General features: G+C 45.3%; 24 protein-coding genes. 7 read left to right on the top strand and 17 right to left on the bottom strand.

Annotated elements, in window-relative coordinates; translation table 11 throughout:
- The first annotated feature begins 19 nt into the window (after window positions 1–19).
- The 4 genes from BM082_RS03370 (at window position 20) to BM082_RS03385 (ending at window position 6,221) form a co-directional block, all read left to right on the top strand.
- The gene (locus BM082_RS03370) at window positions 20–1,270 is read left to right on the top strand and encodes a sarcosine oxidase subunit beta family protein (RefSeq protein WP_017011026.1); all 1,251 of its coding nucleotides are present in this window, start codon (window positions 20–22) and stop codon (window positions 1,268–1,270) included.
- A 103-nt stretch (window positions 1,271–1,373) separates the two neighbouring features.
- On the top strand, window positions 1,374–1,691 hold the full coding sequence (locus BM082_RS03375; protein ID WP_017011025.1) for a sarcosine oxidase subunit delta: 318 nt from the start codon (window positions 1,374–1,376) through the stop codon (window positions 1,689–1,691).
- Entirely contained in the window at window positions 1,688–5,323 is a 3,636-nt protein-coding gene (locus tag BM082_RS03380; protein ID WP_074925293.1) for a sarcosine oxidase subunit alpha family protein, read from the top strand. Before BM082_RS03375 ends, BM082_RS03380 begins: the two co-directional genes overlap by 4 nt.
- Before the next feature lie 130 nt (window positions 5,324–5,453).
- The gene (locus BM082_RS03385) at window positions 5,454–6,221 is read left to right on the top strand and encodes a sulfite exporter TauE/SafE family protein (RefSeq protein ID WP_074925295.1); all 768 of its coding nucleotides are present in this window, start codon (window positions 5,454–5,456) and stop codon (window positions 6,219–6,221) included.
- Here BM082_RS03385 and BM082_RS03390 read toward each other — a convergent pair.
- The 16 genes from BM082_RS03390 to BM082_RS03465 all read right to left on the bottom strand — a co-directional run bounded on the left by BM082_RS03390 (window position 6,218) and on the right by BM082_RS03465 (window position 19,887).
- A complete protein-coding gene (locus tag BM082_RS03390; protein ID WP_017011022.1) occupies window positions 6,218–7,051 on the bottom strand; it encodes a MurR/RpiR family transcriptional regulator in 834 nt (277 codons plus the stop codon). The two genes, BM082_RS03385 and BM082_RS03390, sit on opposite strands and share 4 nt — an antisense overlap.
- A 140-nt stretch (window positions 7,052–7,191) precedes the next feature.
- Complete coding sequence (locus BM082_RS03395) at window positions 7,192–7,443, bottom strand: Rho-binding antiterminator (RefSeq protein ID WP_017011021.1); 252 nt, start codon at window positions 7,441–7,443, stop codon at window positions 7,192–7,194.
- A gap of 214 nt (window positions 7,444–7,657) precedes the next feature.
- Window positions 7,658–8,374 (bottom strand): OmpA family protein, encoded by a 717-nt coding sequence (locus BM082_RS03400; protein WP_017011020.1) that lies wholly within the window; start codon window positions 8,372–8,374, stop codon window positions 7,658–7,660.
- 14 nt (window positions 8,375–8,388) lie between these two features.
- Entirely contained in the window at window positions 8,389–9,708 is a 1,320-nt protein-coding gene (locus BM082_RS03405; protein WP_017011019.1) for a TadE/TadG family type IV pilus assembly protein, read from the bottom strand.
- 9 nt (window positions 9,709–9,717) lie between these two features.
- The gene (gene tadF, locus BM082_RS03410) at window positions 9,718–10,326 is read right to left on the bottom strand and encodes a tight adherence pilus pseudopilin TadF (RefSeq protein ID WP_074925298.1); all 609 of its coding nucleotides are present in this window, start codon (window positions 10,324–10,326) and stop codon (window positions 9,718–9,720) included.
- Window positions 10,307–10,795, bottom strand: coding sequence for a TadE/TadG family type IV pilus assembly protein (locus BM082_RS03415; RefSeq protein WP_074925300.1), 489 nt, complete (start codon window positions 10,793–10,795; stop codon window positions 10,307–10,309). Before BM082_RS03415 ends, tadF begins: the two co-directional genes overlap by 20 nt.
- On the bottom strand, window positions 10,795–12,204 hold the full coding sequence (locus tag BM082_RS03420) for a tetratricopeptide repeat protein (protein ID WP_074925302.1): 1,410 nt from the start codon (window positions 12,202–12,204) through the stop codon (window positions 10,795–10,797). Before BM082_RS03420 ends, BM082_RS03415 begins: the two co-directional genes overlap by 1 nt.
- Complete coding sequence (locus BM082_RS03425) at window positions 12,204–13,070, bottom strand: type II secretion system F family protein (protein WP_017011015.1); 867 nt, start codon at window positions 13,068–13,070, stop codon at window positions 12,204–12,206. Before BM082_RS03425 ends, BM082_RS03420 begins: the two co-directional genes overlap by 1 nt.
- The gene (locus BM082_RS03430; protein WP_017011014.1) at window positions 13,070–13,996 is read right to left on the bottom strand and encodes a type II secretion system F family protein; all 927 of its coding nucleotides are present in this window, start codon (window positions 13,994–13,996) and stop codon (window positions 13,070–13,072) included. Before BM082_RS03430 ends, BM082_RS03425 begins: the two co-directional genes overlap by 1 nt.
- Window positions 13,993–15,270, bottom strand: a complete 1,278-nt coding sequence (locus BM082_RS03435; RefSeq protein ID WP_026024662.1) for a TadA family conjugal transfer-associated ATPase — start codon at window positions 15,268–15,270, stop codon at window positions 13,993–13,995. The genes BM082_RS03430 and BM082_RS03435 overlap by 4 nt, the downstream gene beginning before the upstream one ends.
- A gap of 6 nt (window positions 15,271–15,276) precedes the next feature.
- Window positions 15,277–16,533 (bottom strand): CpaE/TadZ family protein, encoded by a 1,257-nt coding sequence (locus BM082_RS03440; protein WP_074925304.1) that lies wholly within the window; start codon window positions 16,531–16,533, stop codon window positions 15,277–15,279.
- Window positions 16,534–16,547: 14 nt separating this feature from the next.
- Window positions 16,548–17,078, bottom strand: coding sequence for a hypothetical protein (locus BM082_RS03445; protein ID WP_074925306.1), 531 nt, complete (start codon window positions 17,076–17,078; stop codon window positions 16,548–16,550).
- A complete protein-coding gene (locus tag BM082_RS03450) occupies window positions 17,075–18,421 on the bottom strand; it encodes a type II and III secretion system protein family protein (protein ID WP_017011010.1) in 1,347 nt (448 codons plus the stop codon). Before BM082_RS03450 ends, BM082_RS03445 begins: the two co-directional genes overlap by 4 nt.
- Window positions 18,422–18,432: 11 nt before the next feature.
- Complete coding sequence (locus BM082_RS03455) at window positions 18,433–19,206, bottom strand: RcpC/CpaB family pilus assembly protein (RefSeq protein WP_074925308.1); 774 nt, start codon at window positions 19,204–19,206, stop codon at window positions 18,433–18,435.
- 3 nt (window positions 19,207–19,209) lie between these two features.
- Window positions 19,210–19,638: an A24 family peptidase gene (locus BM082_RS03460; RefSeq protein ID WP_074925311.1), complete on the bottom strand. Its 429-nt coding sequence runs from the start codon at window positions 19,636–19,638 to the stop codon at window positions 19,210–19,212.
- A 30-nt stretch (window positions 19,639–19,668) separates the two neighbouring features.
- Entirely contained in the window at window positions 19,669–19,887 is a 219-nt protein-coding gene (locus BM082_RS03465; protein WP_017011007.1) for a Flp family type IVb pilin, read from the bottom strand.
- 1,075 nt (window positions 19,888–20,962) lie between these two features.
- On the opposite strand from BM082_RS03465, the gene BM082_RS03470 reads away from it, so the two are divergent.
- On the top strand, window positions 20,963–21,181 hold the full coding sequence (locus BM082_RS03470; RefSeq protein WP_017015218.1) for a hypothetical protein: 219 nt from the start codon (window positions 20,963–20,965) through the stop codon (window positions 21,179–21,181).
- A 13-nt stretch (window positions 21,182–21,194) separates the two neighbouring features.
- Here BM082_RS03470 and BM082_RS03475 read toward each other — a convergent pair whose 3' ends face one another.
- On the bottom strand, window positions 21,195–23,267 hold the full coding sequence (locus tag BM082_RS03475) for a PAS domain-containing sensor histidine kinase (protein ID WP_074925313.1): 2,073 nt from the start codon (window positions 23,265–23,267) through the stop codon (window positions 21,195–21,197).
- A gap of 238 nt (window positions 23,268–23,505) precedes the next feature.
- On the opposite strand from BM082_RS03475, the gene BM082_RS03480 reads away from it, so the two are divergent.
- Entirely contained in the window at window positions 23,506–24,858 is a 1,353-nt protein-coding gene (locus BM082_RS03480; RefSeq protein WP_074925315.1) for a sigma-54-dependent transcriptional regulator, read from the top strand.
- Between the two features lie 265 nt (window positions 24,859–25,123).
- Entirely contained in the window at window positions 25,124–26,134 is a 1,011-nt protein-coding gene (locus BM082_RS03485) for a TAXI family TRAP transporter solute-binding subunit (RefSeq protein WP_074925317.1), read from the top strand.
- Window positions 26,135–26,246: the final 112 nt, after the last annotated feature.

Here is a 26,246-nt window from a genome sequence, read left to right on the forward strand (position 1 = left end):
AGCGATTCAGGACAATGGAATGACAAATTATTCAGGGTTTGGGTTGTTTAAACATGCGCTCACGTTTCACGAAAACTGGCAGCGCGCATGGCGTAACCCTAAGCCAAAACCGTATTACGACGTGATCATTATTGGTGGCGGCGGACATGGGCTGGCGACGGCGTATTACTTGGCCAAAGAGTGTGGCGTAAAGAACGTCGCCGTGGTTGAAAAAGGGTGGCTCGGCGGTGGGAACACGGCGCGAAACACCACAATTGTGCGTTCCAATTATCTGTGGGATGAAGCTGCACAATTGTACGAACACTCACTCAAACTGTGGGAAGGGCTCTCACAGGAACTCAATTTTAACCTGATGTTTAGCCAACGTGGCGTGCTAAACCTTGGGCACACATTGCAAGACATGCGCGATATTGAGCGCCGCGTCAGTGCCAACCGTTTGAATGGCATTGACAGTGAAGTGCTAGACACCGCGGGCGTTCAAGATTTGGTGCCGCTACTCGATTGTTCTGAGCGTGCGCGTTATCCCGTGATGGGCGCGAGTTGGCAACCCCGTGGGGGGGTTGCCCGCCATGATGCGGTTGCGTGGGGTTTTGCACGCGCGGCTGATCAACTTGGCGTAGACATGCTTCAACAAACGGAAGTCACTGGTCTTCGCATCGAAGGTGGCAAAATTAAAGGCGTTGAAACCCCGAATGGGTTCATTGGCGCGGGTAAGGTGGGTTGTGTTGTTGCGGGTAACTCGGGCGAGTTAGCACGCATGGCAAACATGACGCTACCGATTGAATCTCATCCTCTTCAGGCCATGGTGTCTGAGCCACTTAAACCCTGTATTGATACGGTGATCATGTCGAATCAAGTACACGGGTATATCAGTCAATCTGACAAAGGCGATTTGGTGATCGGCGCGGGTATCGACAGCTATAACGGTTTCGGCCAGCGTGGTTCTTTTCCGATTATCGAACACACGATTTCCGCCATTGTTGAGATGTTCCCCTTCCTCAGTCGCGTGCGCATGAATCGCCATTGGGGCGGCATCGTGGATACCACGCCAGATGCGTGTCCGATCATTAGCAAGACAGATGTGGAAGGTTTGTATTTCAACTGTGGCTGGGGCACGGGTGGCTTTAAAGCGACGCCGGGTTCAGGCCATGTATTTGCCCACACTATTGCGAAAGATAACCCGCACCCATTGGCCGCGCCGTTCAAGCTCAATCGTTTTATCAGCGGCCATTTAATTGATGAACATGGTGCGGCAGGCGTGGCGCACTGATTGGTGCTCACAAGTTTGATCAAACAATACACACCGCGTTGAACACATCAAAGTTGTATAAAACGCGTGTTGATGAAGACGCTTTGTTGAGAAAGGAAAAGACATGCTAAGGATTTATTGCCCTTACTGTGAAGAGCTCAGGGAAGAACCAGAATTTACGTATAGCGGCGAAGCGCACATCATCAGGCCGTTAGATCCTGATGCCCTGTCAGACGACGAATGGGGTCGCTATCTTTTCCACCGCAAGAATATCAAAGGCAGCCACCGTGAAATGTGGCAGCACACAGCGGGCTGTCGAAAGTACTTCAACATGCAGCGCAACACAGTGACGTACGATATCGATGCTGTGTACAAAATTGGTGAAAAACCGCCAAGCGATGACAACGAGACACACACAACGAATGGGGAGGCACGCGTATGAGCCAGAAAAATCGCCTCTCTGACGGCGGACGGATTGATCGCAATACGTCGCTGACGTTTACCTTTAACGGCAAAACCTTTCAAGGTCATCAAGGTGACACCTTGGCCTCTGCGATGTTGGCAAACGGCATCAAAGTAGTGGGGCGTAGCTTTAAATACCATCGACCTCGCGGCATTTTAGGCGCGGGTGCAGAAGAGCCGAATGCGATATTACAGATTGGTTCAACGCCCGACGCGGAATTACCCAACCAACGCGCTACCCAAACTGAGCTTTATGATGGGCTCGATGCGAAGGTAGTGAATGCGTGGCCGAGCTTGGAAAATGATGCGCTGTCGATGCTAGGAAAACTGGGGGGGTCAATGATGCCTGCCGGTTTCTATTATAAAACCTTTATGTACCCCGAATCGCTCTGGCCAACGTACGAAAAGCACATTCGAAATGCGGCAGGTTTAGGTGAAATTCCACGTGGGAATGACCCTGACAAATACGACAAAATGCAGCAACACTGCGAAGTGTTGATCGTCGGTGCGGGTGCCGCAGGCTTAATGGCGGCGCGCAGGCTGGTGGGTCAAGGTTTGCGCGTTATTTTGGTGGATGAGCAGTCGGAAATGGGCGGCAGTCTTTTGCATTGTCGCGAGACTATTGACGGCAAACCTGCCACAGAATGGCTTGATGAAACCCTTGAGATACTCAAGGCTGATCACCATTGCATGCTGTTATCAAGGAGCACGGCGTTTGGTTACTATGACCATAATTTTGTCGGTGTAATCGAGCGGAAAACGGATCACCTTGGCGAGCAACAAGGCGGTATTCGTCAGCGTATTCACCACATTCGTGCAGAGCATGTGTTGTTGGCAACAGGGGCGATTGAACGTCCACTGGTGTTTGGTAACAACGACCTACCGGGCAGCATGCTGACCTCTGCAGTGTCGATTTATTTGCGTCGTTATGGCGTTGCGCCGGGCGATACCTTGCTAGTGATGACCTCGAACGACGAGGGATATAACGCCGCATTGGATTGGCATGAAAGTGGACGCACCGTAGCAGCGATCATAGATACCCGTGCGTATGCCGAAGGCGATCGTATTGCGCAGGCGAAAGCCCTCGGGATCAGAGTGATTTTTGGTCATGGTATCGCGAACCTTCAAGGCAGTTCGGGAATCACCGCGGCGGAAGTGGTGCCTATCGACAAAGAAGGCAAAACCGTCACAGGCGTCATGGAAGTCATTCCTTGCGACACCGTGGCGTCGAGCGGCGGATGGAGCCCTGCGTTGCACCTTAGCTGCCACATTGGCGGCCGCCCTGTCTGGCGTGATGATATTGCGGCGTTTGTGCCATCAGATTACGTCAAAGGAATGGAGTACGCAGGCGCTGTCGACGGTGATGGTACCTTGTCTCATGCCATTTTAAGTGGTGCGGGTGCGGCAATGCGCATTTCAGAAAGTTTGAATGTGCACCTTGAAGATACGTCTCTACCTGTCGTTGAGGACTTTCTTACTGCGCCAGCCATGGCGATGTATTTAGTGCCGCATCGATTGCCGGTGAGCCGAGCGCCTAAGCAGTTTGTTGATTTCCAAAATGATGTCACGGCGGCAGGTATTGAGCTTGCGGTTCGTGAAGGCTATGAATCCATCGAGCACATTAAGCGTTATACCGCGATGGGTTTTGGCACGGATCAAGGTAAGACAGGCAACATCAATGGCATGGCGATTGCCGCAAATGCGATGGGAAAAACCATTGCAGAAACAGGCACGACAATCTTCCGCCCGATGTACACCCCTGTCACGTTTGGCGCGTTAGCAGGGCAAGATGCTGGGCACTTGTTCGATCCATGCCGCTACACGGCGATGCATGCTTGGCACGTAGAGCATGGTGCAAAATTTGAGGATGTTGGCCAATGGAAACGTCCTTGGTATTTCCCGAAAGGGAATGAAACCATGGAGCAGACATTAGCGCGTGAATGCAAAGCGACGCGAGAAGGTGTGGGCATTCTTGATGCATCGACCTTGGGCAAAATTGATATTCAGGGCAAAGATGCGCGTACTTTCCTCAATCGTATTTACACCAATGGCTGGGACAAACTGGCTCCTGGTCGCTGTCGTTATGGCTTTATGTGTCACGAAGACGGCATGGTGTTTGATGATGGGGTAACGTCGTGCATCAGTGATGATCACTTTATCATGACCACCACCTCTGGCGGTGCAGCAGGCGTGTTACGTTGGCTAGAGCTTTGGCATCAAACCGAATGGCCTGAGCTGGACGTGTTCTTCACCAGTGTGACAGATCACTGGGCGACAATGACTATTTCGGGGCCCCACAGCCGCAATGTGCTACAACAACTGGTGGGCGACGAAGACATTTCGGAAGACACCATGCCATTCATGAGTTGGAAAACCATGAAAGTGGCAGGCGTTGATGCCCGCGTATTCCGTATCAGCTTTACGGGTGAGCTTTCATTCGAAATCAATGTGAGTGCGAACCACGGTCTATACGTGTGGGAGCAAGTGATGCGAGCAGGAGACCCCTTTGGCATTACGCCTTATGGCACTGAAACCATGCACATTCTGCGCGCAGAGAAGGGCTTCATCATTGTTGGGCAAGACACGGACGGCTCTGTGACGCCGCAAGATCTCAACATGGGATGGATCACGGGTAAACAGAAAACCTACAGCTTTATTGGTCGTCGCTCTTGGGCGCGTGAAGACACAATCCGTACAGACCGCAAACAGCTGGTGGGCTTGAAGTGCACTGAACCTTACAAGGTGATCCCTGAAGGGGCACAAGCGGTGAATGATCCCGATGAGCCCATTCCAATGACCATGGTAGGCCATGTTAGCTCATCGTATTTCAGTGCAAACTTGGGTTATTCCATTGCCTTTGGGTTGATCAAAGATGGCTTGAATAGAATGGGCGAACACGTTTACTTCCCATTGGCGGATGGAACAGTGCTAAAGGCTGAAATCTGTAGCTCGATTTTCTATGATCCGAAAAATGAAAAGGCAGCAGGCGCAGAACCGGAAACGCCTGCATCGACCTTGATGGTGCCACAAAACAGCGCGCGCTTTGAATCAGCGTTACATCATTTAGGTTCCAACGCGGGCACTCATGCACCAGGTGTTCATTTGCATGAGCGCAAAAACGTTAGCCATGTGATTTTGCGTGGTGAGCCAACGGCTGAATTTGCGTCAGCCGCTGAAGTGGCACTGGGACAAGCACTGCCTATCTCGGCATCAACGTCTTCTGAAACCGATGAACGCCAAGTGTGGTGGCTAGCGCCGGATGAGTGGTTGATCTTAAGTGCATCGCAATCTGCGGCAGAAACAGAAGCGGCGCTGCGCGATAAGCTGCAAGGCCATTACTCGGTCACGGATGTCACTGGTGGGCAAACGCTGGTCACCTTGACGGGCTCTCACGCGAAAGATGTACTGAAGAAATCTGTGCCTTACGATGTGGATGACGGTTACTTCCCCGTGGGGAAATGTGTCGGCACCACGTTTGCCAAAGCGCAGGTGTTTATGAAGCACAACAGTGAAAACAGCTACGACATGATTGTACGCCGGAGTTTCGCTGACTACATCGCGCTTTGGATGCAAGCCTCTGCCGAGGAATATGGCATGAACTGGGACTGCTAAATCTGCCCACATCGCTCACTAAGACCCGCATATTGCGGGTCTTTTTTCGTCATTCTCATCAGCAAGGCGAAGAATAACATCGTGTTGAGCGATGATGACATGCTCATGAACTGCTGTTAAGGATGAATGCTTGGCGATCATTACCGACCCGAATTTCTATTTTCTGTCTGTACCGGCGGTGCTGATTTACGGCATTGGCAAAGGCGGGTTAGGAGGAGCACTTGGGATCATCGCTGTTCCTTTGATGGCGTTTGCAGTGTCGCCTTTGCAGGCCGCAGCGATCTTGTTACCCATTTTGTGTGTGATGGATGTGTTTGCGGTGCGCTATCACTACAAAAATGCGGACTACAAGGTGATAAAGAAGATGTTGCCAGGTGCGCTGCTGGGTGTGGTGATTGCGGGAGTTTACATCAATGTGGTGCCGCAAGCGGGCTTGAAACTGACGATTGGTGTGTTGTCATTGTGGTTTTGTGCCCAATACATTGGGTCAATGTTGACCAATCGTACATCGGTCGCTAAACCCAATAACACTGTCGGCGCGACGATGTGGGGTGCTGTTAGTGGTTTTTCGAGTACCACCATTCATGCGGGTGGGGGGCCTGCCAGTATTTATCTGTTGCCACTAAAACTTGAAAAGGTCACCTTGATAGCCACCATGGCGGTGTTTTTTGCGCTGTTAAACGTTGCCAAACTCGTGCCTTATGCATTAAGCGGTGAGTTTGATTCAACCAATGTACTGACGGCGTTGGTGTTGATGCCTCTCGCCCCCCTTGGTGTGTCAACGGGTGTTTGGCTACTACACCGAGTCAGTCAAACACGCATCTATCAACTCTGCTATTTGTTCTTGTTTCTTTCGGGCGCCAAGCTCTCATACGATGGTTTGTTGGCAATTATTTAGCCAGATTTACTCAAGCGAAATGCCAGCGACACCGCAAGGGTTTGTGCCAAACACATGCTCGCGGCTTGAGAACGAAAAGATTCTACTTCCGCTTCTTTGACCACAAAACACACATCGCTATTGGCCGCGAGCGGGCTGACTTGGCTATCTGTAAATACAATTTGCTTGGCATTTGATGCTGCTGCACGTTCACACAGTAATACCGTTTCTTCCGAATAGGCTGGGAAGCTGGCTGAAACGACCACATCGCGTTCAGACACCAATGCCATTTGCTCATTAGCCATGCCACCAAACCCATCCACCAATACCACTCGACGCTCTAGATGGCGCAAGGCATAGGCGAAATAGGCAGCAATACTAAATGAGCGTCGCATACCCACCACATAGATGGTTTCTGCGTTTTCTAGCAAGGTCACGGCGTTGTTGAGTAGCTCTGAGGAAATTGTTGATGGCATCTCTTGCAAGGCGACCGCGTTGGCTTGGCTGAATTGCATCAGCATATCCGCTGGGGTGTCGAGTGATTGATGCTCTCCCTCGCGATGTTGAAGCAACTTAGCACGTTCAGTGTAGCTGCTGGTTTCTTCAACGAGGTTCTTCCGAAAAAGCTGCTTCATTTCGTTAAAGCCACTGAATTCGAAGGCATTGGCGAAACGAATCAGTGTTGAAGGGGGAACGCTTGCATGTGTGGCGATAACGGCCACGGTATCGAAGGCAATGCTATTGGGGTTGTCCATAACATAATGAGCCACCTGTTGAAGGCGTTTGCTTAAATCATGATAACGATGACGTATTTGTTGTTGCAATTCAGCGAGGTGCGTAGCCGTAGCCATAGAGTATTCCGATTCAAACCATCTCAACTCAGTGTAATGTTTCGAAATGGATTTGAAAATGGAATTTTCATTTCATTTCATTTCATTGCAGAGCAGAGCAGAGCAGAGCAGAGCAGAGCGCGTGCGGATGGCTAAAAGCGTTAAGCTTGGCCGAATGTCATTTGTTGGAAATGGGGATTTTTCACCAGCACGTCTATGGTATGAATCTGCGTGAGAACCACTTCCGAAGTTTGACGATCACGGCGAAGCACCAAGCATTCATCTCTGTCTTCGTTGTGTGTCGTATCTTCTGCTATGCCTTCAACCACATCGCCAGATTTGAGCGTGATCTTAACGGGGTAGTGGAATAAACAAGCGACTTCAATATAGTCGTAGTCACTGCAATTAATCATAGTGTGGCCTCAGTGCGTCGGTAGATTGTATTGAGTAGAACAGTATAAAAGAGATTCTTTTCAATCATTAAAGATAGTCGCGGACGTGAGACAAGGAAAGTAAACGCCTTTGAACGACGATGATGCTTCAACGAGTATCTACTTATTTACGCCAAAAACGAACATGCCGCAGCAGTGCGGCGGCATGTTAAGACGTGGCCATGAAACCTCTACGTTATGGCGTGATGACAAGCGCTTCTGACGACACTGGCTTAACCATAGGCGTGTTGGCCTCAGCACCTTGCGTCGATGCAATACGCACTTCGACACGGCGGTTTTGCGTTTGTCCTGCTTTATCCTTGTTGCTTGCCACCGGCTGTGTTTCACCGCGAGAAGAGGTCGCAATGGTGTCGCCTTTACCTGTGCTAGCAGCAAGATACTGCTTGACCGATTCAGCGCGGTTTAAGCCAAGCTTGAGGTTGTATGCATGGCTGCCGATGCTGTCTGTGTGCCCTTCAATAGAGAGTCCGGTGTTAGAACGCTTAATGTTGTCGATGATACCCGCGAGGATCTTCTTGCCTGTCGATGTCAGTGATGCCTTATCAAAGCCAAAATGCACCATCGCAATCAATTGATTGTGATGTGATTTCACTGTCGGGGTTTCCCGCGTTAAAAACTCCGCACATTTCTTGTCCAACCCCGCGTTAACGAGGGCTTCAATGAAAAGCGGTGTAGTAGGCAAGCCGTCAACTGGCCGTTCTAATTGCAGAAACTGAGCTCGATGGAACAACACTTCGGTGGATTGACCCAATGAAACAGTAAACGCTACTTCCGTGTTTTTGTCGGCGCAAATTTCCTCAAACACAGTGGCAGACAATTCAGCCGCTGCACTTGAAAACGACGACACACTCATCGCTAAAAATAAGGCTGGCAAGGTAAAAGCTGGTTTCATGATGTCTCCCATGTTTATTCGTAGTTTCTGTAATACAAGTGACCAACTTCTTCACTGATCAACTCTAAAATGTTGTCGTAGATTTCTTGGTAGGAATTCGCAGATTGTACGTTTTCAGCGCCCGCACACGTTTGTAAGCCCGGGTTTTCAGCAATGTTGTAGTCAAATCCAATTACCGCAATTTTTGCTTCTACGGAGCGGCCATCAACTTCTAATGCTTCGAGATCTGCGATGATATTACTGCACAAACCGCCATTGTAGAGCTGCAGAGCGGCATAGCCTGGGTATCTGTTATCGTCGGGGTTTCGGCTATTCGTAGAATCTTCACCATCAGACAAAACGATGATGAGCTTACGAACATTTTCCCCCTCTTCCAAAAGCTTTGCGGCTGCAATTATTCCCTCATAAGAGGCGGTACCATGATTCGGGATGAACATATTTATCGTAGAACGGAAACTTGAGAAGTCGTCCGTCAAGTCGACGGTTTCGAAGTAGGAAGAATTGTCACCGTCGACACGACCATTCAGTGATTTTCTCGTTGTAGTTAATGGGTTGGCTATCGTGCTATCGAAAGCAATATTTGGCGTGTTTGTCCACCATTTCTTAGAGAGGGACGCGTTGTTGTAGTTAACGTTACTGAAATAGGAAGAACCGTTGCTGGTATACAGGTTGTAACCGATGAAAGCGGCTTTGTTAAGCAGACGTTTACCATCAAGCTCCTGCTCGGTAGATTCATTAAATGACTCAAGCTTTCTGGTAATATCTTCAATAACGTTGATAACGCCGCGATATTTCGTTTGGCCATTCCATGGGTCTTTCATCGACCCGGAGAAATCAGCGACAAAAGCTACATCTAACGTATAACCTTGGTATTTACGAGCAACAGCATTACCCTTCATCTTAACGATGTCATCATATCCTTGAGCAAATTCGTCTTTCGGGTACCAAGAATCAAAATCTGATTCAAGCGTGACTTTGTATTCAGTAAAGATAAGTCCATCTTCGTCATAAACGCCCGGTTGGCCGCACTCATTGCCATAAATATCATCGCAGCTTTTTCTGATAATACTAATTTTAGATAAATCTATGTCCCCATCGGGAACATAGATGTTCGCAAACCCTTGCGCTAATAACCTATTATCGTTTTCATTCTTTGAAACATTAGCGGCAACGGCCAATGATGCAATCTCAATGGCATCACCCAAGCGAGCATGTGTCTGCAAATAGCGTGATGATTCAATGCCAAGCGCGAATATACCAAAAAGGGCTGGTATCATTGTGACGTAGATAATACCAGCGGCACCTCTTTGATAATATGATGATTTATTTTTCATGAGTAGCCTCTATCGACCAAAAGAGAGAGCAGTGGAACGAACAAATACAAGTTCTCCTCCGAATAGACGACCAAACAAATTCTCCGTTTCATAACAGAGCGTTACCTGGTATAGGGTGAGCTTATTATCAAATTGAGTAACAGGAGAAAGATCTATAAGCTCAGATAATGGTGTTGTGTTACTGCAGGGATAGGATCCCATTGCGAAAATATGTTCGTTGATATTTTGGCTAATTTCGTTTTTATTAGCATCAAAGCGTTGCTGCTCTATGAGTAAACCAAGGCGTGAGTCTTCGTAAGTCGCCAATGTACTACGGAGTGAATTCTGTATTAGTGCGAGTGACTTAGTTGCTTCATCGTATGTCATGGTTTCATCACCATCAAATAGCTGAGAGCGCTCTCTCAATACACTAACAAGAGAATATGATAGGCGGTCTAGTTTTCCTTTTACTGACTGTTTTACGACGATATCTATGGTTAAAAAAATGATTACACTGAGCATTAATAAAACAAAACAAAGTTCAATAAAGAAAACGCCTTTTTGATTGCCAGTCAAGCCTACCGTTGATTTTCTAATTTTCTTTCTCTCTCTACTGAAGTTATTGGCTGAATTTGTCACGCTCATACTCCTGGATAGAAAAAACCTCACGTGACATAGTCACATTTTCTAGGTTGAATGGGCGTGAAAATATTGGGGAATATTCAAAACTCAAGCGATAAAGAGCTATAGGGTTTTCATCTCGATCATCTACACCTGTAATATCTTTATTTGATGCATCATCAAATGATGAAAAATATTTAACGGTAACTGTAAAATCGTCAGGATCAATAAAGTTGGTCCAAATATTGGCTCTGTTTTCTAGTTCAGCACGGAAAATTGACTCATAATCGGCATTTGATGATGTTCTAGCAGTACGAGATGCTTCAGAAATAGAGTAATCTAGTGTTGAAGAAATGAATCCCATAAAGCAAGTTTCAACCCATACAAACATTGCATAAAATAAGAAAACAGAGCCGAGGGCGAACTCAATTGCAACTACGCCAGACTGCATTTTCTTATTAGGATATTGCGACTTTTTTCTTTTCATTATGCACTCCAGCGAATATAAAGCTTATGACCATTCACTTCGATTTTAGGCTCGCCTTTTACTCCGCTTCGCATCGTTAATACTATGCGCACGAAGTCTTTGTGTTCACCCAATTCAACTATCTTTGCCGGGCCTGTTTTATAGAAGCGCTTACGCTTGGTTGTGAAATCTTTGGCGCCTTGAATGTCAAAAACCCATTTCCCCTTTTTTTTCAAGAACAGGGTATGAACTTTGCCAAGATCGAAATCTGATGTGGCAACGTACTCGATGCCTTTATCAGTGGTTCGATAGGTCAATGCGGTCACGTGTCGTTTTGATTGGGCTTTCTTAGTTTCTTTCTCACTCGCTTTTATATTTTTAAGGGCAATTTTCTCTTTGTTGAGCTTGGCTTTTTGCAACTGCGCTCTGATTTTTATCAGTGCGTTTTCGCTCTTCTCTTTAGCGCTACTTCCTGACATAGATGGCGGCACCGGTGAGAAGTTCTCTTGCTTTGACTGCGCAAGTGCCTGTGTTTTCACAACACTATTTGGTGGGGTGTTGCGTGGTGGTGCCTCGTCGGGGGCTGGTGTAGCATACTGTTCGACTGCTTTCGCTGGTAATATATTCGTCTCCGATCCACGAGTGTCCAGTACAGTCGAGTTTAATGGAGAGAGAGGAAGGCTATGCATGCCTACTTTTCTGCGGGTAGACGCATTAAGTTCAACAGAATGTAAGCTTTTGTATTTTTCTGCCAAATTTATGTCGCTTTCACTGCCGACGAGCATTTGACTAAAGGCGCGAGTCTGTCCTGTCTTAGCATAGGCTAACAGCAAGTTTGCTCTGGTTGTGTCGTCCGCTCTGCCACTTTGTATTAATGGCGTGAGTATTTCTATCGCTTCTTTATAGTCACCTTTTAGAATGGCTATCATAGAAAGGTTATTTTTTACTGATGCGTCGTCATAGTGATAGGTTCTTGCCATTTCAAACGCCTGTTTTGCCTCAGAAAGGTCACCTCTGTGGGCAAGTATCAACCCTTTTAAGTTATAAGCTGTGCCATATTCTGGGTTTCTTCGAAGTGCCGTATTGACGTGTTGTTCTGCTTTTTGGTACCTGCCTTGGTCGTACAAGATATTGGCACGTAACAAAGCGAGTTCTGACGTTTTTAGCCCTTTAGGAGATATCTGATATAGCTGAAACATAGCCGCTTCGCCATCGCCAGCTAAATAGTAGGCATTCGCGAGTTTGTACCGCAATTCATCAGAAGCTTCCTTTTGGAGTTCTTTTTTATAACGAGCGATAAGTGATGAGTAGTTGCCTGACGACAGCAGTAGTTTTTCGCCATTATCACGAACATATTCGCTTTTGGACGTGTCGTTTGCACAACCTACAATAAGAAGTGTTGAAATAAGTAAGATAAGGCGGCGTTTCATTATCCCATAATCCTCATAATGCCTGGTGCAGTTATCAAAATCACAATTGGGATCATGATAAAAAGGATGAGCGGCACTGACATTTTTGATGAAAGTTTGCCAGCCTTCTCCTCGAGAGCAAGCAACTGAATTTCGCGAATATCTTTTGCCAACGTAGACAAAACGTCGTAGATGGATGTCCCGTGTTGCATGCTTTGCGTAAGTGTCATCACAAAACTGTGCATCTCAGGGGCAGGAATTCGGGCGTGAAGTTCCTTTAATGCTTTCTCTAGACCAATGGTTTGTGTGCGGTCGCGAAGGCGTTTAAGCATAAACGCAATGTCACGATCAAATGCTGCCATCTCAGTCGTTAAGTAAAAGAGCGTTGACTCAATAGTCATGCCTGTTTGAACGCAAACACCCATCATGTCGAGAAGATAGGGTAATTTTCGCGTGAGTTTTAGTGCCAAGGCGCGTCGTCGCAGCTCCAAATACATGTCGGGCACGATAACGACAAAGAGCATCAAAAAACTGAGTGACAGCATTTTGCTTTGTAGCGAATTCATCCCCAAGGTGTCACCGGTAAAAAATACAATTAAGATGCCTATACCCGCGCTGGTATACTTCAAAATAAAGTAATAAGGCGCTACGCCTGTGTTGTAGAAACCAGCCCCGATGAGTTTTTCTGCAATTTCATGGTTTGTTCCCGCGAAAAAGCTAGATGCAAAGGTGACAAATTGAGAGACTGCGCTGGGCCTCTGCTTGGGTTTTTCTAGCATTCTTGCGAGTGTTCTATGGCGAATGAATATGGAAAAAAGCATTGTTAAAATTACTGCTGTGCCAATAGAGACAAGTACTGCAAAAATCATAAAGTTAGAGCTGTTCATTACTTTACACTCCGCATCAGCAGCATGATTATTGTCATACCAATAGCTTCACTGATGAGTACGTAATACAGTAGTGGACGTCCGTCAGGGTGATTCATAACAAAGTCGTAGTTTTCTGGGCTGATAAACTGCATCACGCCAAACAGAAAAATAAATGGAATAGCACAAACGATATAGGACGACATTCTCGCTTCTGCTGTCATTGATAATTTTTTCTTTTCTATTGAGCGCGCATCGAATAAAACGCGGTTTAACCGAGCGATCACTTCTCGAAGTTGGCCTCCACGGTTGACGTTAACGCGCATAGTGATGACAAAGAATTGAAACATTGGGGTGGGGAATCGTAAGCACGCTTTTCGGAAAACAGCGTCCGTGCTTTCTCCCATATTCAGGCGCTCACCCATACGCTTAAACTCTTTCCCAACAATGTTGTCCAGTGAGTCGCCAACAAACACGATGGCATGGAGTAGGCTCTCACCTGCAGAGACCGAACTCGCGATCATGTTGAGTGCGTCGGGAAAGTTAGTTTCAAATGCTTTCTGTGTACGTATGCGCAAAAAGCGTAAACCGAAAAAAGTGGCAGCAGGAATTGTGATGAGTAGAGATGTTAAAATATTGAAATGAAAGAGTGTTTGTAAGATATAGACGCCGGCAGCAGACGTGACCAAATAAAATACAGTCACTTTTAGTACCGCAAGCGAACCGATATCTTCGAAGGTATTGTCAATGTTTCTTTTGACGCGCTGTAAAAATGTCGTTTCGGTAAGGGCTTCCATATCAACAACTCGGTTTTCCAGAAACTTAGTTTCAGGTAACGCATTGTTATCGCGAAGCATACTTTCACGACGTTTTTTTAAGCGGCTTTGTGTAAAAAATATGTATATGCCGAAAGCAATAAAAATACAGTAGATCGCATTGGCAATCATGATGTCACCTTGTTAAATATACTGTTCAGTTCTCCATCTAGACCAAAGAAGCGGGCTTTTTCATAAAGAATGGAGCGTTGCAACAAACCTGACGTGGTGAAGTCACCTTTTACTTTCCCGCTATCTGATATCCCTTTGTGTTCAAAACGAAATATTTCTTCTATGACGACATTTGAGCCTTCCATGCCAATGACTTCGCTCACACTCATCACCTTTCGGCTTCCATCATGTAAACGGCTGATTTGAATAATAATGTCAATGGCACTGACAATGGTTCGACGAATGGCCTCAAGGGGTAATGAGGCAGTTGCCATCATGACCATGCTTTCAACTCGAGAGATGGCATCGCGTGGTGTGTTGGCGTGAAGCGTGGTCATTGATCCGTCATGCCCTGTATTCATTGCTTGAAGCATTTCAAATGCCTCAGAACCTCGACATTCACCAATAATAATACGGTCTGGACGCATACGAAGTGCATTGATCACTAACTGTCTTTGTCCAATTTCACCAGTACCTTCTATCCCTGCAGGCCTTGTCTCAAGGCGAACAACATGAGGCTGTTGAAGACGTAGCTCCGCTGCATCTTCAATGGTGACGATACGTTCGCCTTCAGAAATGTATTGAGACAAAGCGTTCATCATGGTGGTCTTTCCAGACCCCGTACCACCCGAAATAATGATGTTCACACGACAGCGAGATGCAATAACCATGAGCTTGGCCACTTCTGGTGTCATTGCTCCAAAATCGATGAGATCGCCAAATTTGATACTCTGCTTCTTGAATTTACGAATAGATATTGATGCGCCATCGATAGCGATAGGTGGTAAGACGATATTGACTCGACTTCCGTCCAGCAATCGTGCATCACACATGGGCATAGAATCATCAACTCGTCGTCCAACTTTTGCCGCAATTTTTTTTGCGATATTTTGCAGTTGGTCGCTGTCGATAAAAGTGATAGATGATTTTTCTACTAAACCATTTCGCTCGATGAAAATGGCATCAGGTCCGTTGACCATAATGTCCGAAATTGAGTCGTCTTCGATAAGTGCTTGCAAAGGCCCAAGCCCGCGCAATTCGTCATACATCATTTTGACAAACTCGGCGCGCAAAGACGTTGGTAGTGGCATGCTGTCTTGATCGGCCAGCAAGTTTATTGCCTGTGTTAACTGACGTAGCAATTCGTCTTTGCTAAGCGATGAAATTGCCTCCGCATCAATAGCATCAAAAATACGTTCTCGTAGTGATCGATAAAGGTCTTTAGACGCTGACATTGCCAATTATTTTCTCCCCAGCATTGAGAACGAAAACAATCTTTTTGACGTTTGTGACAGATCTTCTCCAATCATCAGCGCGCAAAGTCTGCGCACTTGATCGCCAAATTTGCTCTTACCGGTGCTTAAATGAACACCGTTAAGCAAATTTTCTTCAATTGATATCTCATAAGGAAATTCAATATCTATTTTGTGGTCTAAATATTTTTCTATTTCGCTGACGTTGACGCTGCTAAAGCGAGATGCGCGGTGTTGATTTAACACCAATAAGATACGAAGAGATTTGGTTTTATCCGGTTCTTCCATCAACTTTTTGAGTTTACCTAACATTGCTGACGTTTCTCGCAAACAAGAAATCGTCGGTTCCATCATGATTACGGCGATATCAAGAGAGGCGTTAATGACGTGTGGGCTTACATCGAAACCAACAGATGCTGAGTAGTCATCAATGACAAAATTGGTTTCATTTGATAGGTGAGAAATAACCAAGTCGTTAATATCGTGAAGATCAATAGAGCGTTCTTCTTGAAGTCCTAGCGCAAGATAATCTAGACGATTGCTTACCTTGGTGACGAGTGTTTTTGCAGAAGTGGCATCAATATCTCCTGTCACTTCCGAATCATTGATGGTTCTTTTATCTCGGTTTTTGAGCCCAAGCAATATATCTAAGCTACTAGACATATAGTTATGATCTACAACTAAACACGACGTTTGTTTTTCATGTGAAAGAAACCAAGCCAGCTCCGATGTAAGCAGTGAACAACCGATTCCACCACGTATTCCAACTATGCCAACACGTTTGGCGCGACGGCGATTTTTAAAGTTGGAGGCCGCGATATGTCGAGAAACGACAGATTGTACAAACTCGGCCAGTTCTATTTTTTCTACGGGCCACAAGAGGTAATAGAACCCAAGCGCTTTAAGTTCTCGTACGACAGATATCGAATCGACATCGCCTAATACAACGACGGAAACGGAGGTGGGTAGGCGAGACGAGAGCTGCTTAGATTCTTTTATCGTGTCAGGACAGCCACACAAATCGATAACGACAAGTTGTGCATGATGCTCTTCAATTTGGTTTGCAACGTCCTTGAATTTGTATGGCAGTGCGATAGGAGGTGGATGTCCGTCAAAGCGAAATGTTTCCTCTACCAAATTTTTAACGTCGTTGCTGCGAAAGCATTGGATTGAGGAAATACCATCACTGACTGTGGACTGGACGTGTTGTGAATCTTTTCTGAGTAGTTCACCGAAATCTAACATTCTCACTCCTCAACTTATTGAGCGCTGAGCGCCGAGAATGACAGGCGCTGCGTGCCTGATAATTTTCTTTCGGGATACACCATTGATTGCCAACGCAATGCATCTTGGCTACAACCATCTTTTTCGTGATGATATTGGCCGATGATGGTATATCCACAATCAGGGGTTTGAACTTGATGTACAGTGGTCGATATCTTTACAGAGGATCCCTTACCATCAGCTTCGAGTAAAACACGTGCCTTTGGTGACGGCGTGCCTTGTTTCAGTAGCCAGTTTCGGGCCAACACTGCGAGTGATTTACCTTCTTTTCCCTGCCAATAAATGGTGGCCCCATGCACTTGTAATGCGTATTTGTTGCTCTCTAAGTACGCGTAAAGTTCATGTTTCGCGGGCGTCAGTTTGTTGTTCTTGATGTCTACTTTGTAAACGTAATTTACCGGTGTAACCAATACGTTCGAGCCTTTTACTGCCGGACCTGACATGCAACCAGTAAGTGCCAACGAAACGATGAGTAAAAAGCGACTTCTTAATGTGAGAATGCTCATTTCTTGAAGCCTCCTGTCGACAAAATTTGTTGCTGCCATTCAGAAACTTCAGGTGTAACGCTTTTCTTTATACCAAAAAAACGAGAGAGGGCTGAGGTTCTTTGAATGCTAGGGATTTTGATATTTGATGAAGCAATAGGCTCGACGAGAGAAACAGTCGCAACGATAACTAACTCTGTTTTTCTTCGCGTTGTGGATGTCTTTCTAAAAAGCGCTCCTAGAATGGGTACATCACCGATGAAAGGGATTTTGGAAAGTGCTTCTTCATCTTCAGTACTGAGCAAACCGCCTAGTATGAAGCTCTGCCCATCACCCAGCTCTAACGTTGTTCTTGCCCTACGAACTTTAAACGAAGGGATATCAAGTAAAGTATTACCAAATTGAGAATCTACTGAGCTTACTTGGGGTTGTATAGCTAGTTTAATTTTGTCATCCCTCAAGACTTCGGCAGCTAAATCAAGGCCAATACCAAATTCTTTATACTGAATGCGATAACCGTCATCTACTCGATAACTTATTGGGATCTCTCCGCCCACTAAAAAGCTTGCTGTTTCGCCTGATATTACTGAGACGTTTGGCTCAGAGAGAATTTGTCCGACACTGTCGTCATTGATGGCGGAAATAAATGTTGCAACATTTGTAGCCCCGCCGGAGAATCCAGAAATCCCTCTGAAAAACTGACCATTCCCACCGAACCCATCTGATAAAATGGTTCCCCATTCGATGCCTAACTCATTGATAAGAGAACTATTTACCTCGGCAATTGTAAGCTTAACGTTTACTTGTTTAGTAACAGATACCTCAAGGTTGTTCACTAAGCCTTTGTAGGTTTTTCTCGCCATAAAGTTGATATCGATACTTTCATCATCACTCGTTTTCCATTCCACGCGTGTCTCAGTAAAATCTTTGTTGAGCAGTTCCCCTACCATCGAGTAAATATCATTTTTCTCTTTTTGTGTTGGTACAAAACCGGACAAAACGACTTGTTCACCCAAGTTTAATACTGAGATGTCTATATTCGGATAACGTATGGATAGTACTTGCTCGATATTTGTTAGGGCATGATTAACAACAATTTTTTTCCTAGTTAACTCCTGACTATCTTCACTAAATACAATTAAGGTAGTCGTACCTATTTCTCGCCCAAATACAACCAAGCGGTTATTGTCAATAACTTGGTAGTCAGCAATATCCGGGTTGGAAATGAACACAGTACCAACAACAGATTTAAAGCTTAGAGAGCGAGCATCTCCTGTGCCTAAGTTAATAATACCAGCAGCACTTGCTGGTAGAGATAAACCAAAAATTGAGGCAAAAATGAAAAACTTAAAATGACGTAGCATTCTCTTTCTCTTTAATTTAGGGCTCTTGTTTGCCCACGTATCTCTACAACCGACTTGAAGTTTGGTAATACATCATGTGTATTGGCATTTATATCCATATTGTGAGACTGGACTTTGAACGATGATTTTATAACTTCGATAATCCCAATTCGTCGAGCAATCACCATCTTTGCAATCTGTTGACGACTTAATTCAATTGTTAGAGGGAGAAAATCGTCATCGTTTTCGTCAATAGCGAGTACTTTTACATTTTTAATGAGTGGTGATACTGCTAAAGATCGAAAAGAACTAATATATTTGGAGTTTGACGTTTCCCCAATATTTTGTTCATCAGATGTTAAAATAATAATATCTACAAAGTCTCCTACCGAGATACCTAACCCAATGTAGTCTGAACGAAGAATATTGAGAGGGTAAGGCGTCATACCTTCCCTAGTGACAGCATCAAGATACCCAGGGTCTCCAGGCATTAAAAAATCATTGGATCTTATGAACTCTGATGCATTTATGTTTCTTTTAGCGACCATTCCTGAGATGTGATTAATTTGAATGTTATTAGATATTCCATTTTTTAGAGCATCCTCTTCCGTTAGTTTTATATATCTAATATCAGGTCTTTCCAGAATTTCGCCCTTACGAATGTCTGAATTTAACTGTGCGACCTTGTAGATAACATTCGGAGCAATGACTGCACTTGGAGTTTTACTTTTAAAAAAACCACTTAGCCCCAAGACTCCGATGAATACTAATAAAATGGAGATAAGGAAAAAAACGCGCTGACTCATTGTTTAGCTCAACTTGCTAAGATAAATACCCATCAAACCTGATATTACAATTGGTATCCCATAAGGCACACCATCGTCAGGTTTGTTGTAAGAAATTTTCTTTCTAATAAGAATGACTGTTGCTAAAACTCCTCCAATAATCCCAGTTAAAATTAATGATAACTGAAAGTAAGATGGATCAATAACAATCGAGTAGACAGCCAGTAATTTTGAGTCACCTGCAGCTAGAATCCCGAACCTGAACAAAATCAGCCCAAAAAGCAATACTGAGATAGATTGATAGAAGTGAAGTGATAATAGATGGTTTTTCACACTCATCAGCATGCATGTAACACCTATTACTAGAATGATCACATTACTTATCCTTCTATGCCTTACATCACTCAAAATTACTGCTATTGAGCTGGATATCAAGACAATGTCAAGAAACATTAATCTTTCAAATTATCTTATTAGTGAGGATTAAGTTGTAGCTGCGGTTAGGTTAGCTGTGATTTTGTCGATAGCAGCTTTCAGTGCTGCAGAAAATGTACCTGTATCATCAAATACCAACAACATGATAGATGAAATGGCCACACCGATAACAGCATATTCTATGGCTGTAACGCCACGCTCATCTTTGAGGTATGCTTTTAAATGTTGCTCATAGAAAAAGCTCTTGGCTTTATAAAAAATTGACATGGTTAGACTCCATTCACTTTTTGGTCATTTAATGGTTGTTAATGTAAGGTGACTTTTATCTATCCGTACTTACAATAGGGTGTTAGTGACAAACAGATGATTTCAAAGTCAGCAATTAAGATATATCTCATGTGTAAAATAATCTATATGTTGGCCTCGTCTCACTTGATTCACATGAAGATCTAGTGTCTCAATATTGAGTTGGTGTGAGGGCTAAGAATAAAAAAAATCATATGCTACAGTGTGATTATAATCTTGGCTTAGTGTGTGTTATGTCACGAATATTAATGTGAAACTAATTTGTTTGTCTAATTTCTGGTTCGCTTAAATTAGTATTTGCTAAGTTATTTTTTTTGAAGGTCTTCACAATATTTTTTAGTGAAAAGTGGCGTTTAAATTTAATTCTTAAGTGTCTAATTTCATTGCTCTTATATTTTACTGGATCCGTTGATCATATGTCTGTACAGGGTGACATGAAAAATAGTCATAATTCCCATGTCAAAATTTTAGATGGTGGGAAAAATAAGGGATTATTAAGTTGAAGATGATTAATGTTGTCATATTAATTGGGCATTTTTCTTATTAGATTAGGGCCTTTTTACTTAATTATTTCGCATTAATATTTGAAATCTAGGTAAGAGTCACCTTTCAAGTAAGGTTATTCATCTTCAATTTTAAATGGAATGTAGGGCGATTCTGTTTGTACTAACAGTGACTGATAGGTGGTTAAAGAGTATGTATGAGTGGTATGTAAATAGCGTTTGGCGCTCTTATTCTATAGCGTTTCCGCCAAACTCAGTATTGAGATGAGGCGGATTAACGAAGTGTCTAAGTATGGCGTATGTTTGTTGATAAAGGTTTAAGCAACGCACGTTTTTTCTCAATTCAATAACACGATTTATGTCCCATGAATAGTAAGGTGCCCCAGCAAAAGCTAACCATCTTCTAACACAAGGCTTCTGATTTGAGGCTATTGTTAGTGGGTAAGTTGTGAAACATTATTGTGTGGCATACCATTGTCCTTTGACTAATGCTGTTTTGTTGTTTGGCGAGACGTCTTCACGAAGGCGCGGTGATGAGATTGTTTGTGAAAGCGTTGGCGCGGTCAGTGACCGAGTTTTTAAAATCGATGGGTTCCACACTGTCTAAATGGTCAAAAGACCTCGACGCCTATGATAAGCAGGCTAAGCAGATGCGCCGTGAAGATAGATTGGGTGAAGTTGATTACTCTGCTCAAGAAGACCTTACGAGCAAAACGTCGAAACAAAACGAGGACGAGCTGCGCGAACAGTAATGTGTCGCATAGATTATTTGGGCGTCACCAACGTAAACCGCAACACAAACGTCATTCCCCCTTTTTGATTGATATTGGCTTGAATATCCCCTCCAATGTCTCGCATGTTATTTGCAACAATCGATAGTCCCAACCCTAGTCCTTTCCCTATTTTCTTGTTGGTTGTAAAAGGTTCAAAGATCGTTGAAAGCGCTTCGCCATCAATGCCACACCCGTTATCTGATATTTTTACTTCTAGTGATGTTTCAGTCGGTACCACTGAGATGGTGATTCTTGGCTGCGGGGTGTGCTCTAAGGCATCAATGGCATTGGAAACAAGGTTGCCTAGAACTTGTCGTAGCCGTTGTTCTTCAGCCTGTATCTTTGGTAAGCCTGAGGGAATACGCACTCTCACGTCTATCTCTAACAACTGCTGCTGATAAATTCGCAATACCTCCTGTAATCCCTCAGTAAAAGACACGGCATGTAAACGTTCAGGCTTGTTATAGGCGAAGGTTTTGAGTTGTGTTGCCATGTCGACCATTCTATCTATCAAGGTTTCGATGAGATCATTGTTGGCCGCTACCATTGCCATTTCTCCACGTTCTGAAAGCAGGGCATTGGACGTGGTGAGCGTTCTTAGACCAGTCAGTGGTTGATTCAGTTCATGAACGATCGCGCTGGACATTCTGCCGAGTGCCGCCATTTTACTTGATGCAATCAGGCTAGCTTGTGCCTCGCGCAGCTCTGATGTTCTCTCTTCAACACGCTGAGCGAGTTGCATGTTGGCTTGATTGAGTGCGTGTTCGGCTTTTTTTCGTTTACTGATGTCTAACACGGTAGCGAGATAATACTGGGTGCCGTGAAAGGGAAATGACGTCAGTGAAAATAAAACGGGAAACGTCGACTGATCTTGACGAACGGCTACTTTTTCAACCGCGCTCATTTCTTCTATGCGGTTGTCGATGCTGTTAGGCGATTCGGGGAATTGTGTTGATTCAGGAAAGAGAGGCGATTGCGTGTCGTCATGTTTCTTGAAGAGTTGGCGCAAATTAATCTCAGCGAAGGAAGCATCTTCAATCGCAAATTGTTGAATGGCCATGGCATTAATATCGACGATATTTCCTTGTTCATTGAGCAGTAGCAAACCCACTTGCGTCTTATTGATCATTTGGTTGAGCTTCTGTTCTGACTCTTTAATTAATGCCTGAATACGTTGTTGTGAAAGTTGCTTTTGATGCCGTTGATACCCAATAACGCCGATCAGGAACAACAGCAAAAAGAACATTGAAGCGCTTAACCCAATTGTTGTAGACGTTCTATCAACTGGCGTCGTGGGAGAAAGGTAAGTGAGTAACCATTTAACATCATCCAGTCGGATCGTTTGAGAAAAATAGCGTTGATTGTCCATATCCCAAAGGGTGAGCGATTCTCCCTGTAAGAGTGTTTTTTCGGTGATGTTAATGCGGCTTTCAGCGTCATTTAGCCAATCCGCGCTGTAGGTATCGCTGCTCGAAAGGAAGAACTTCCCATTGGGGTCACGCAATAGGATGACATCCGAACTGGTTAACCATTGATCGGTTAAAAGGCGAAGATCCAGTTGAACCACCACAATGCCGACGATCGCTAAATGTTCAAATATTGGCGCGGAGAGATAGTAAAAAGGGCGCTCCCCTTTGGTTTTTAGGACGAGGGATGTGCCTTCCCCAAGTCGATGAATATCCGCCACAATGGTTTGTAAATCGGCGTTACTGATGTGGTCGCCCGCGATGCTAGAGGCGACCAATTGCCCTTTATCCGACAAGAGATACCAACCCTCGGTATTGGCGGCTTTATCGAGTTGGCTGAGGGCTTGATCAATGTCGTCTGATTGGTCTAAACGACCAACCACTAAGGACACAGCGTCAGGATTGTTGTTGATGAGATACGGCAAATGATAGAAACGTCGCAGTGCGTGACGCATTTCGCCAATCGCGTTGAGTAAGCTTTGTTGTGCGTTGTTCTGCGCTTGTTGGGTAAGCCATTGGTGGGCCATTTCTTTGCTCCCCCAATAAAACGTAAAGACGAGCAATGTGGCTACAGAAACCAAAATCCATTTACGATCCATGTGCCGTTTCCTGCTTCTCATCTTCTGATTACTTAAGCGTTCTCTGAATGCCTCAGGTTCCGCTGACTTATCCCTTTGCGAGCATTACAGTATATATTTAAGCCATCTTAAGACAGCATTGCTTGCCAAAAGATACTGAAAGCGTGATGGTTGCGTATCGATAGACATCGACTTCCTCCCATGTTTAACGTGAGGTTTGATGGGGCGAGACAAAGACATTTGCAGTAGTGGTTAATACATGGAAAACACACAAGACGCACGGATAGCGCTGATCGAAGATGATGAAATTGTGCGACAAGCCACCACGCAGTGGCTCCAGTTGGCTGGGTTTCTGGTGGAAGAATTTGCCACGGGATACGCGGCACTCGCCAAAATACGCGCGGGTGAATTTGACGCGATCATTAGCGATGTGAGATTACCCGACATTGATGGAATTTCGTTGCTAGAGCAATTCAAGTCGAACCAAATTGATGCGCCAGTGCTTATTATTACCGGTCATGGCGATGTCGATATGGCGGTTAAAGCGTTGCAGTTGGGCGCGTTTGATTTTATCGAGAAACCCTTCAAGCCCGATCGATTATCCAAGCGCGTGACGCAGGCTGTTGAGCATTTTAGGGCACAAGCATCGACGCACCTCAGAGGCGAATATCTTGCACGCGTTTCAGGGTTAGAGAAAGTTCTGATTGGACAAAGCGATGCCATGTGCCACTTGCGGGAGCAAATTGCGCACGTGGCGAAGATTGATACCAATGTCATTATTTATGGCGAAACAGGGTGCGGGAAAGAGCTGGTTGCCAACAGCCTGCACAATGAAAGCGAGCGTCGATCACGAACTTTTGTTCCTATTAACTGCGGCGCCGTGCCAGAAAATCTTTTTGAAAGTGAGCTGTTTGGTCATGAAGTGGGGGCGTTTACAGGCGCGTCAAAACGTCGCATCGGTAAGCTTGAATATGCCGACAAAGGCACGCTCTTTCTTGATGAAATTGAAAGTATGCCTGCGGCGATGCAAGTGAAGGTGCTGCGAAGCTTGCAGGAAAACACGGTGGAGCGCGTGGGTGGAAATCAATCTATACATATCGATCTGCGTGTTATCGCCGCTGCAAAGGAAGATCTTTTGGCGCACCCGTCGTTTCGGCAAGATCTCTTCTATCGGTTAAATGTGGCGCAAATCTCCATTCCTCCACTTCGCGATCGAAGTGAAGACATCTTGATGTTATTTGAGCATTTCTCCCAGCAAGCGAATGCCAATACGCGCGTGCTTAGCGAGGCTGATCGCAAAGGCATGTTGTCCTATTCATGGCCGGGGAATGTCAGGGAGCTGCGTAACATTGCGGTGCGTTACGCCCTCGATAACTCTGTTTCTGCCATTGAGGTGTTATCAATGCGGCCAACATCGACGGTAGAGCTGAGTACGAAAGGGGTACCTCTTGCTGTGCAGCTGGATAACTTTGAGCGAAAAGTGTTGAGTGAAGCCTTGAAACGACACCAAGGCCGAATCCTTGAGGTGATGGAAGAGCTCGATCTTCCACGTCGAACATTGAACCAAAAAATGCAGAAATTTGGCTTGAACAGGGCAGATTTCAAAGATTGAGTCATCGGCAGATTCTTGCTCATTCCGCAATGCGCTGATGTTATGCACTTCTGTTCCCCCCTTGTGCCATCAGGCTCTTTCTCCAAAACAATGAGCAATATCTTGCCGACAGCAATTCGTGTGAATCAGCATGTTTTTGCTCATTGCTTGGGTGTATAAAGTTTTTTTCTTTGTAAAACAAGAGATTGAATCTTGGCACTGTGCTTGCCTATAGCCCTGCTGGTTAACATTTCGTTAACGGAATAAAAGCAGTAGGAGTACAGGGATGACAATCAAGAAGTTAGCAACCGCGTTGACGCTGGTAATGGCAACACTAGGCACCGTGTCCGTCGCATCCGCCGCGGAAGATCGCAGCTACATTCTCGCCACGGCGTCTACGGGGGGAACGTATTACCCTGTTGGCGTCGCGTTAGCCACGCTGAGCAAAGTGAAGTTGGGTCCGAAATATCACTTTTCTTTATCAGCAATTAGCTCTGCAGGTTCGGGCGAGAACGTAAAACTCTTGAATGAGAACGAAGCGCAGTTTGCGATCTTGCAAGGTCTATATGGCGCGTGGGCTTGGGGTGGTGGTGGCCCTTATAAGGGCGTTAAACAACAAGATTTACGTGCTGTATCGATGCTTTGGCAAAACGTGGAGCACTTTATCGTTCGCTCGGATTTGGCAGAAACGGGCACAGTGTCAGATCTTGCAAACCTCGCCGACAAGAAGTTTTCGATCGGCAAAAAGAATTCTGGCACAGAAAACTCAGGCCGCCAAATCATGAAAGGCGTATCGGTTGACCCGAATGATTTTAACCTGGCTTACATGGGGTATGGTGCCAGTGCGAACGCCCTCCAAAACGGCACCATCGATGGCATGAACACACCGGCAGGCGTGCCTGTTGGCGCAGTCACGCAAGCCTTTGCAGCGATGGGGGATGAGATCAAAATCCTGTCGTTTACCGATGAGCAAATCAAACAAGCGAACGGCGAATACAACCTTTGGACAAGCTACGAAATCCCCGCGAACACGTATCCTGGACTTGATAAGCCTGTAACGACGATTGCTCAGCCTAACTTCCTCGCTGCACGCAGTGATATACCCGAAGAGGATGTTTATCAGCTCACCAAAGCCATCTATGAAAACCTCCCTTTTCTTCAAGGCATTCACAAAGCCACGAAAGCCATGGCAATAGAAAAAGCGATTGCTGGGTTACCTGTGCCTCTGCACCCTGGCGCGGCGCGCTTTTACACAGAAGTGGGCGTGACTATTCCAGCATCACTGCTCGTTAATTAATGCATCCTGCCCCTGAAAAGGGGCATTTTCCTCGCGATAAAACGCATTGTTATACGCTTGTTTCGCCGCCTCTTTGAGATTGCGGTCAGCGGGCGATCATCAAAAATATCTC

Origin of the sequence: Enterovibrio norvegicus DSM 15893, from assembly GCF_900115495.1 — a bacterium.
GTDB lineage: Bacteria > Pseudomonadota > Gammaproteobacteria > Enterobacterales > Vibrionaceae > Enterovibrio > Enterovibrio norvegicus.

Bases quoted from the DNA above. Each gene is read 5' to 3' on its own strand.
- BM082_RS03445 (WP_074925306.1), bottom strand. From the start codon at position 17,078: ATGAGCATTCTCACATTAAGAAGTCGCTTTTTACTCATCGTTTCGTTG.
- BM082_RS03420 (WP_074925302.1), bottom strand. From the start codon at position 12,204: ATGAAACGCCGCCTTATCTTACTTATTTCAACACTTCTTATTGTAGGT.
- BM082_RS03380 (WP_074925293.1), top strand. From the start codon at position 1,688: ATGAGCCAGAAAAATCGCCTCTCTGACGGCGGACGGATTGATCGCAAT.
- BM082_RS03475 (WP_074925313.1), bottom strand. From the start codon at position 23,267: ATGGATCGTAAATGGATTTTGGTTTCTGTAGCCACATTGCTCGTCTTT.
- BM082_RS03415 (WP_074925300.1), bottom strand. From the start codon at position 10,795: ATGAAAAGAAAAAAGTCGCAATATCCTAATAAGAAAATGCAGTCTGGC.
- BM082_RS03455 (WP_074925308.1), bottom strand. From the start codon at position 19,206: ATGAGTCAGCGCGTTTTTTTCCTTATCTCCATTTTATTAGTATTCATC.
- BM082_RS03395 (WP_017011021.1), bottom strand. From the start codon at position 7,443: ATGATTAATTGCAGTGACTACGACTATATTGAAGTCGCTTGTTTATTC.
- BM082_RS03450 (WP_017011010.1), bottom strand. From the start codon at position 18,421: ATGCTACGTCATTTTAAGTTTTTCATTTTTGCCTCAATTTTTGGTTTA.
- BM082_RS03435 (WP_026024662.1), bottom strand. From the start codon at position 15,270: ATGTCAGCGTCTAAAGACCTTTATCGATCACTACGAGAACGTATTTTT.
- BM082_RS03460 (WP_074925311.1), bottom strand. From the start codon at position 19,638: ATGTTTCTTGACATTGTCTTGATATCCAGCTCAATAGCAGTAATTTTG.
- BM082_RS03485 (WP_074925317.1), top strand. From the start codon at position 25,124: ATGACAATCAAGAAGTTAGCAACCGCGTTGACGCTGGTAATGGCAACA.
- BM082_RS03430 (WP_017011014.1), bottom strand. From the start codon at position 13,996: ATGATTGCCAATGCGATCTACTGTATTTTTATTGCTTTCGGCATATAC.
- BM082_RS03440 (WP_074925304.1), bottom strand. From the start codon at position 16,533: ATGTTAGATTTCGGTGAACTACTCAGAAAAGATTCACAACACGTCCAG.
- BM082_RS03375 (WP_017011025.1), top strand. From the start codon at position 1,374: ATGCTAAGGATTTATTGCCCTTACTGTGAAGAGCTCAGGGAAGAACCA.
- BM082_RS03470 (WP_017015218.1), top strand. From the start codon at position 20,963: ATGAGATTGTTTGTGAAAGCGTTGGCGCGGTCAGTGACCGAGTTTTTA.
- BM082_RS03370 (WP_017011026.1), top strand. From the start codon at position 20: ATGACAAATTATTCAGGGTTTGGGTTGTTTAAACATGCGCTCACGTTT.
- BM082_RS03480 (WP_074925315.1), top strand. From the start codon at position 23,506: ATGGAAAACACACAAGACGCACGGATAGCGCTGATCGAAGATGATGAA.
- BM082_RS03405 (WP_017011019.1), bottom strand. From the start codon at position 9,708: ATGAAAAATAAATCATCATATTATCAAAGAGGTGCCGCTGGTATTATC.
- BM082_RS03465 (WP_017011007.1), bottom strand. From the start codon at position 19,887: ATGTCAATTTTTTATAAAGCCAAGAGCTTTTTCTATGAGCAACATTTA.
- BM082_RS03400 (WP_017011020.1), bottom strand. From the start codon at position 8,374: ATGAAACCAGCTTTTACCTTGCCAGCCTTATTTTTAGCGATGAGTGTG.
- BM082_RS03425 (WP_017011015.1), bottom strand. From the start codon at position 13,070: ATGAACAGCTCTAACTTTATGATTTTTGCAGTACTTGTCTCTATTGGC.
- BM082_RS03390 (WP_017011022.1), bottom strand. From the start codon at position 7,051: ATGGCTACGGCTACGCACCTCGCTGAATTGCAACAACAAATACGTCAT.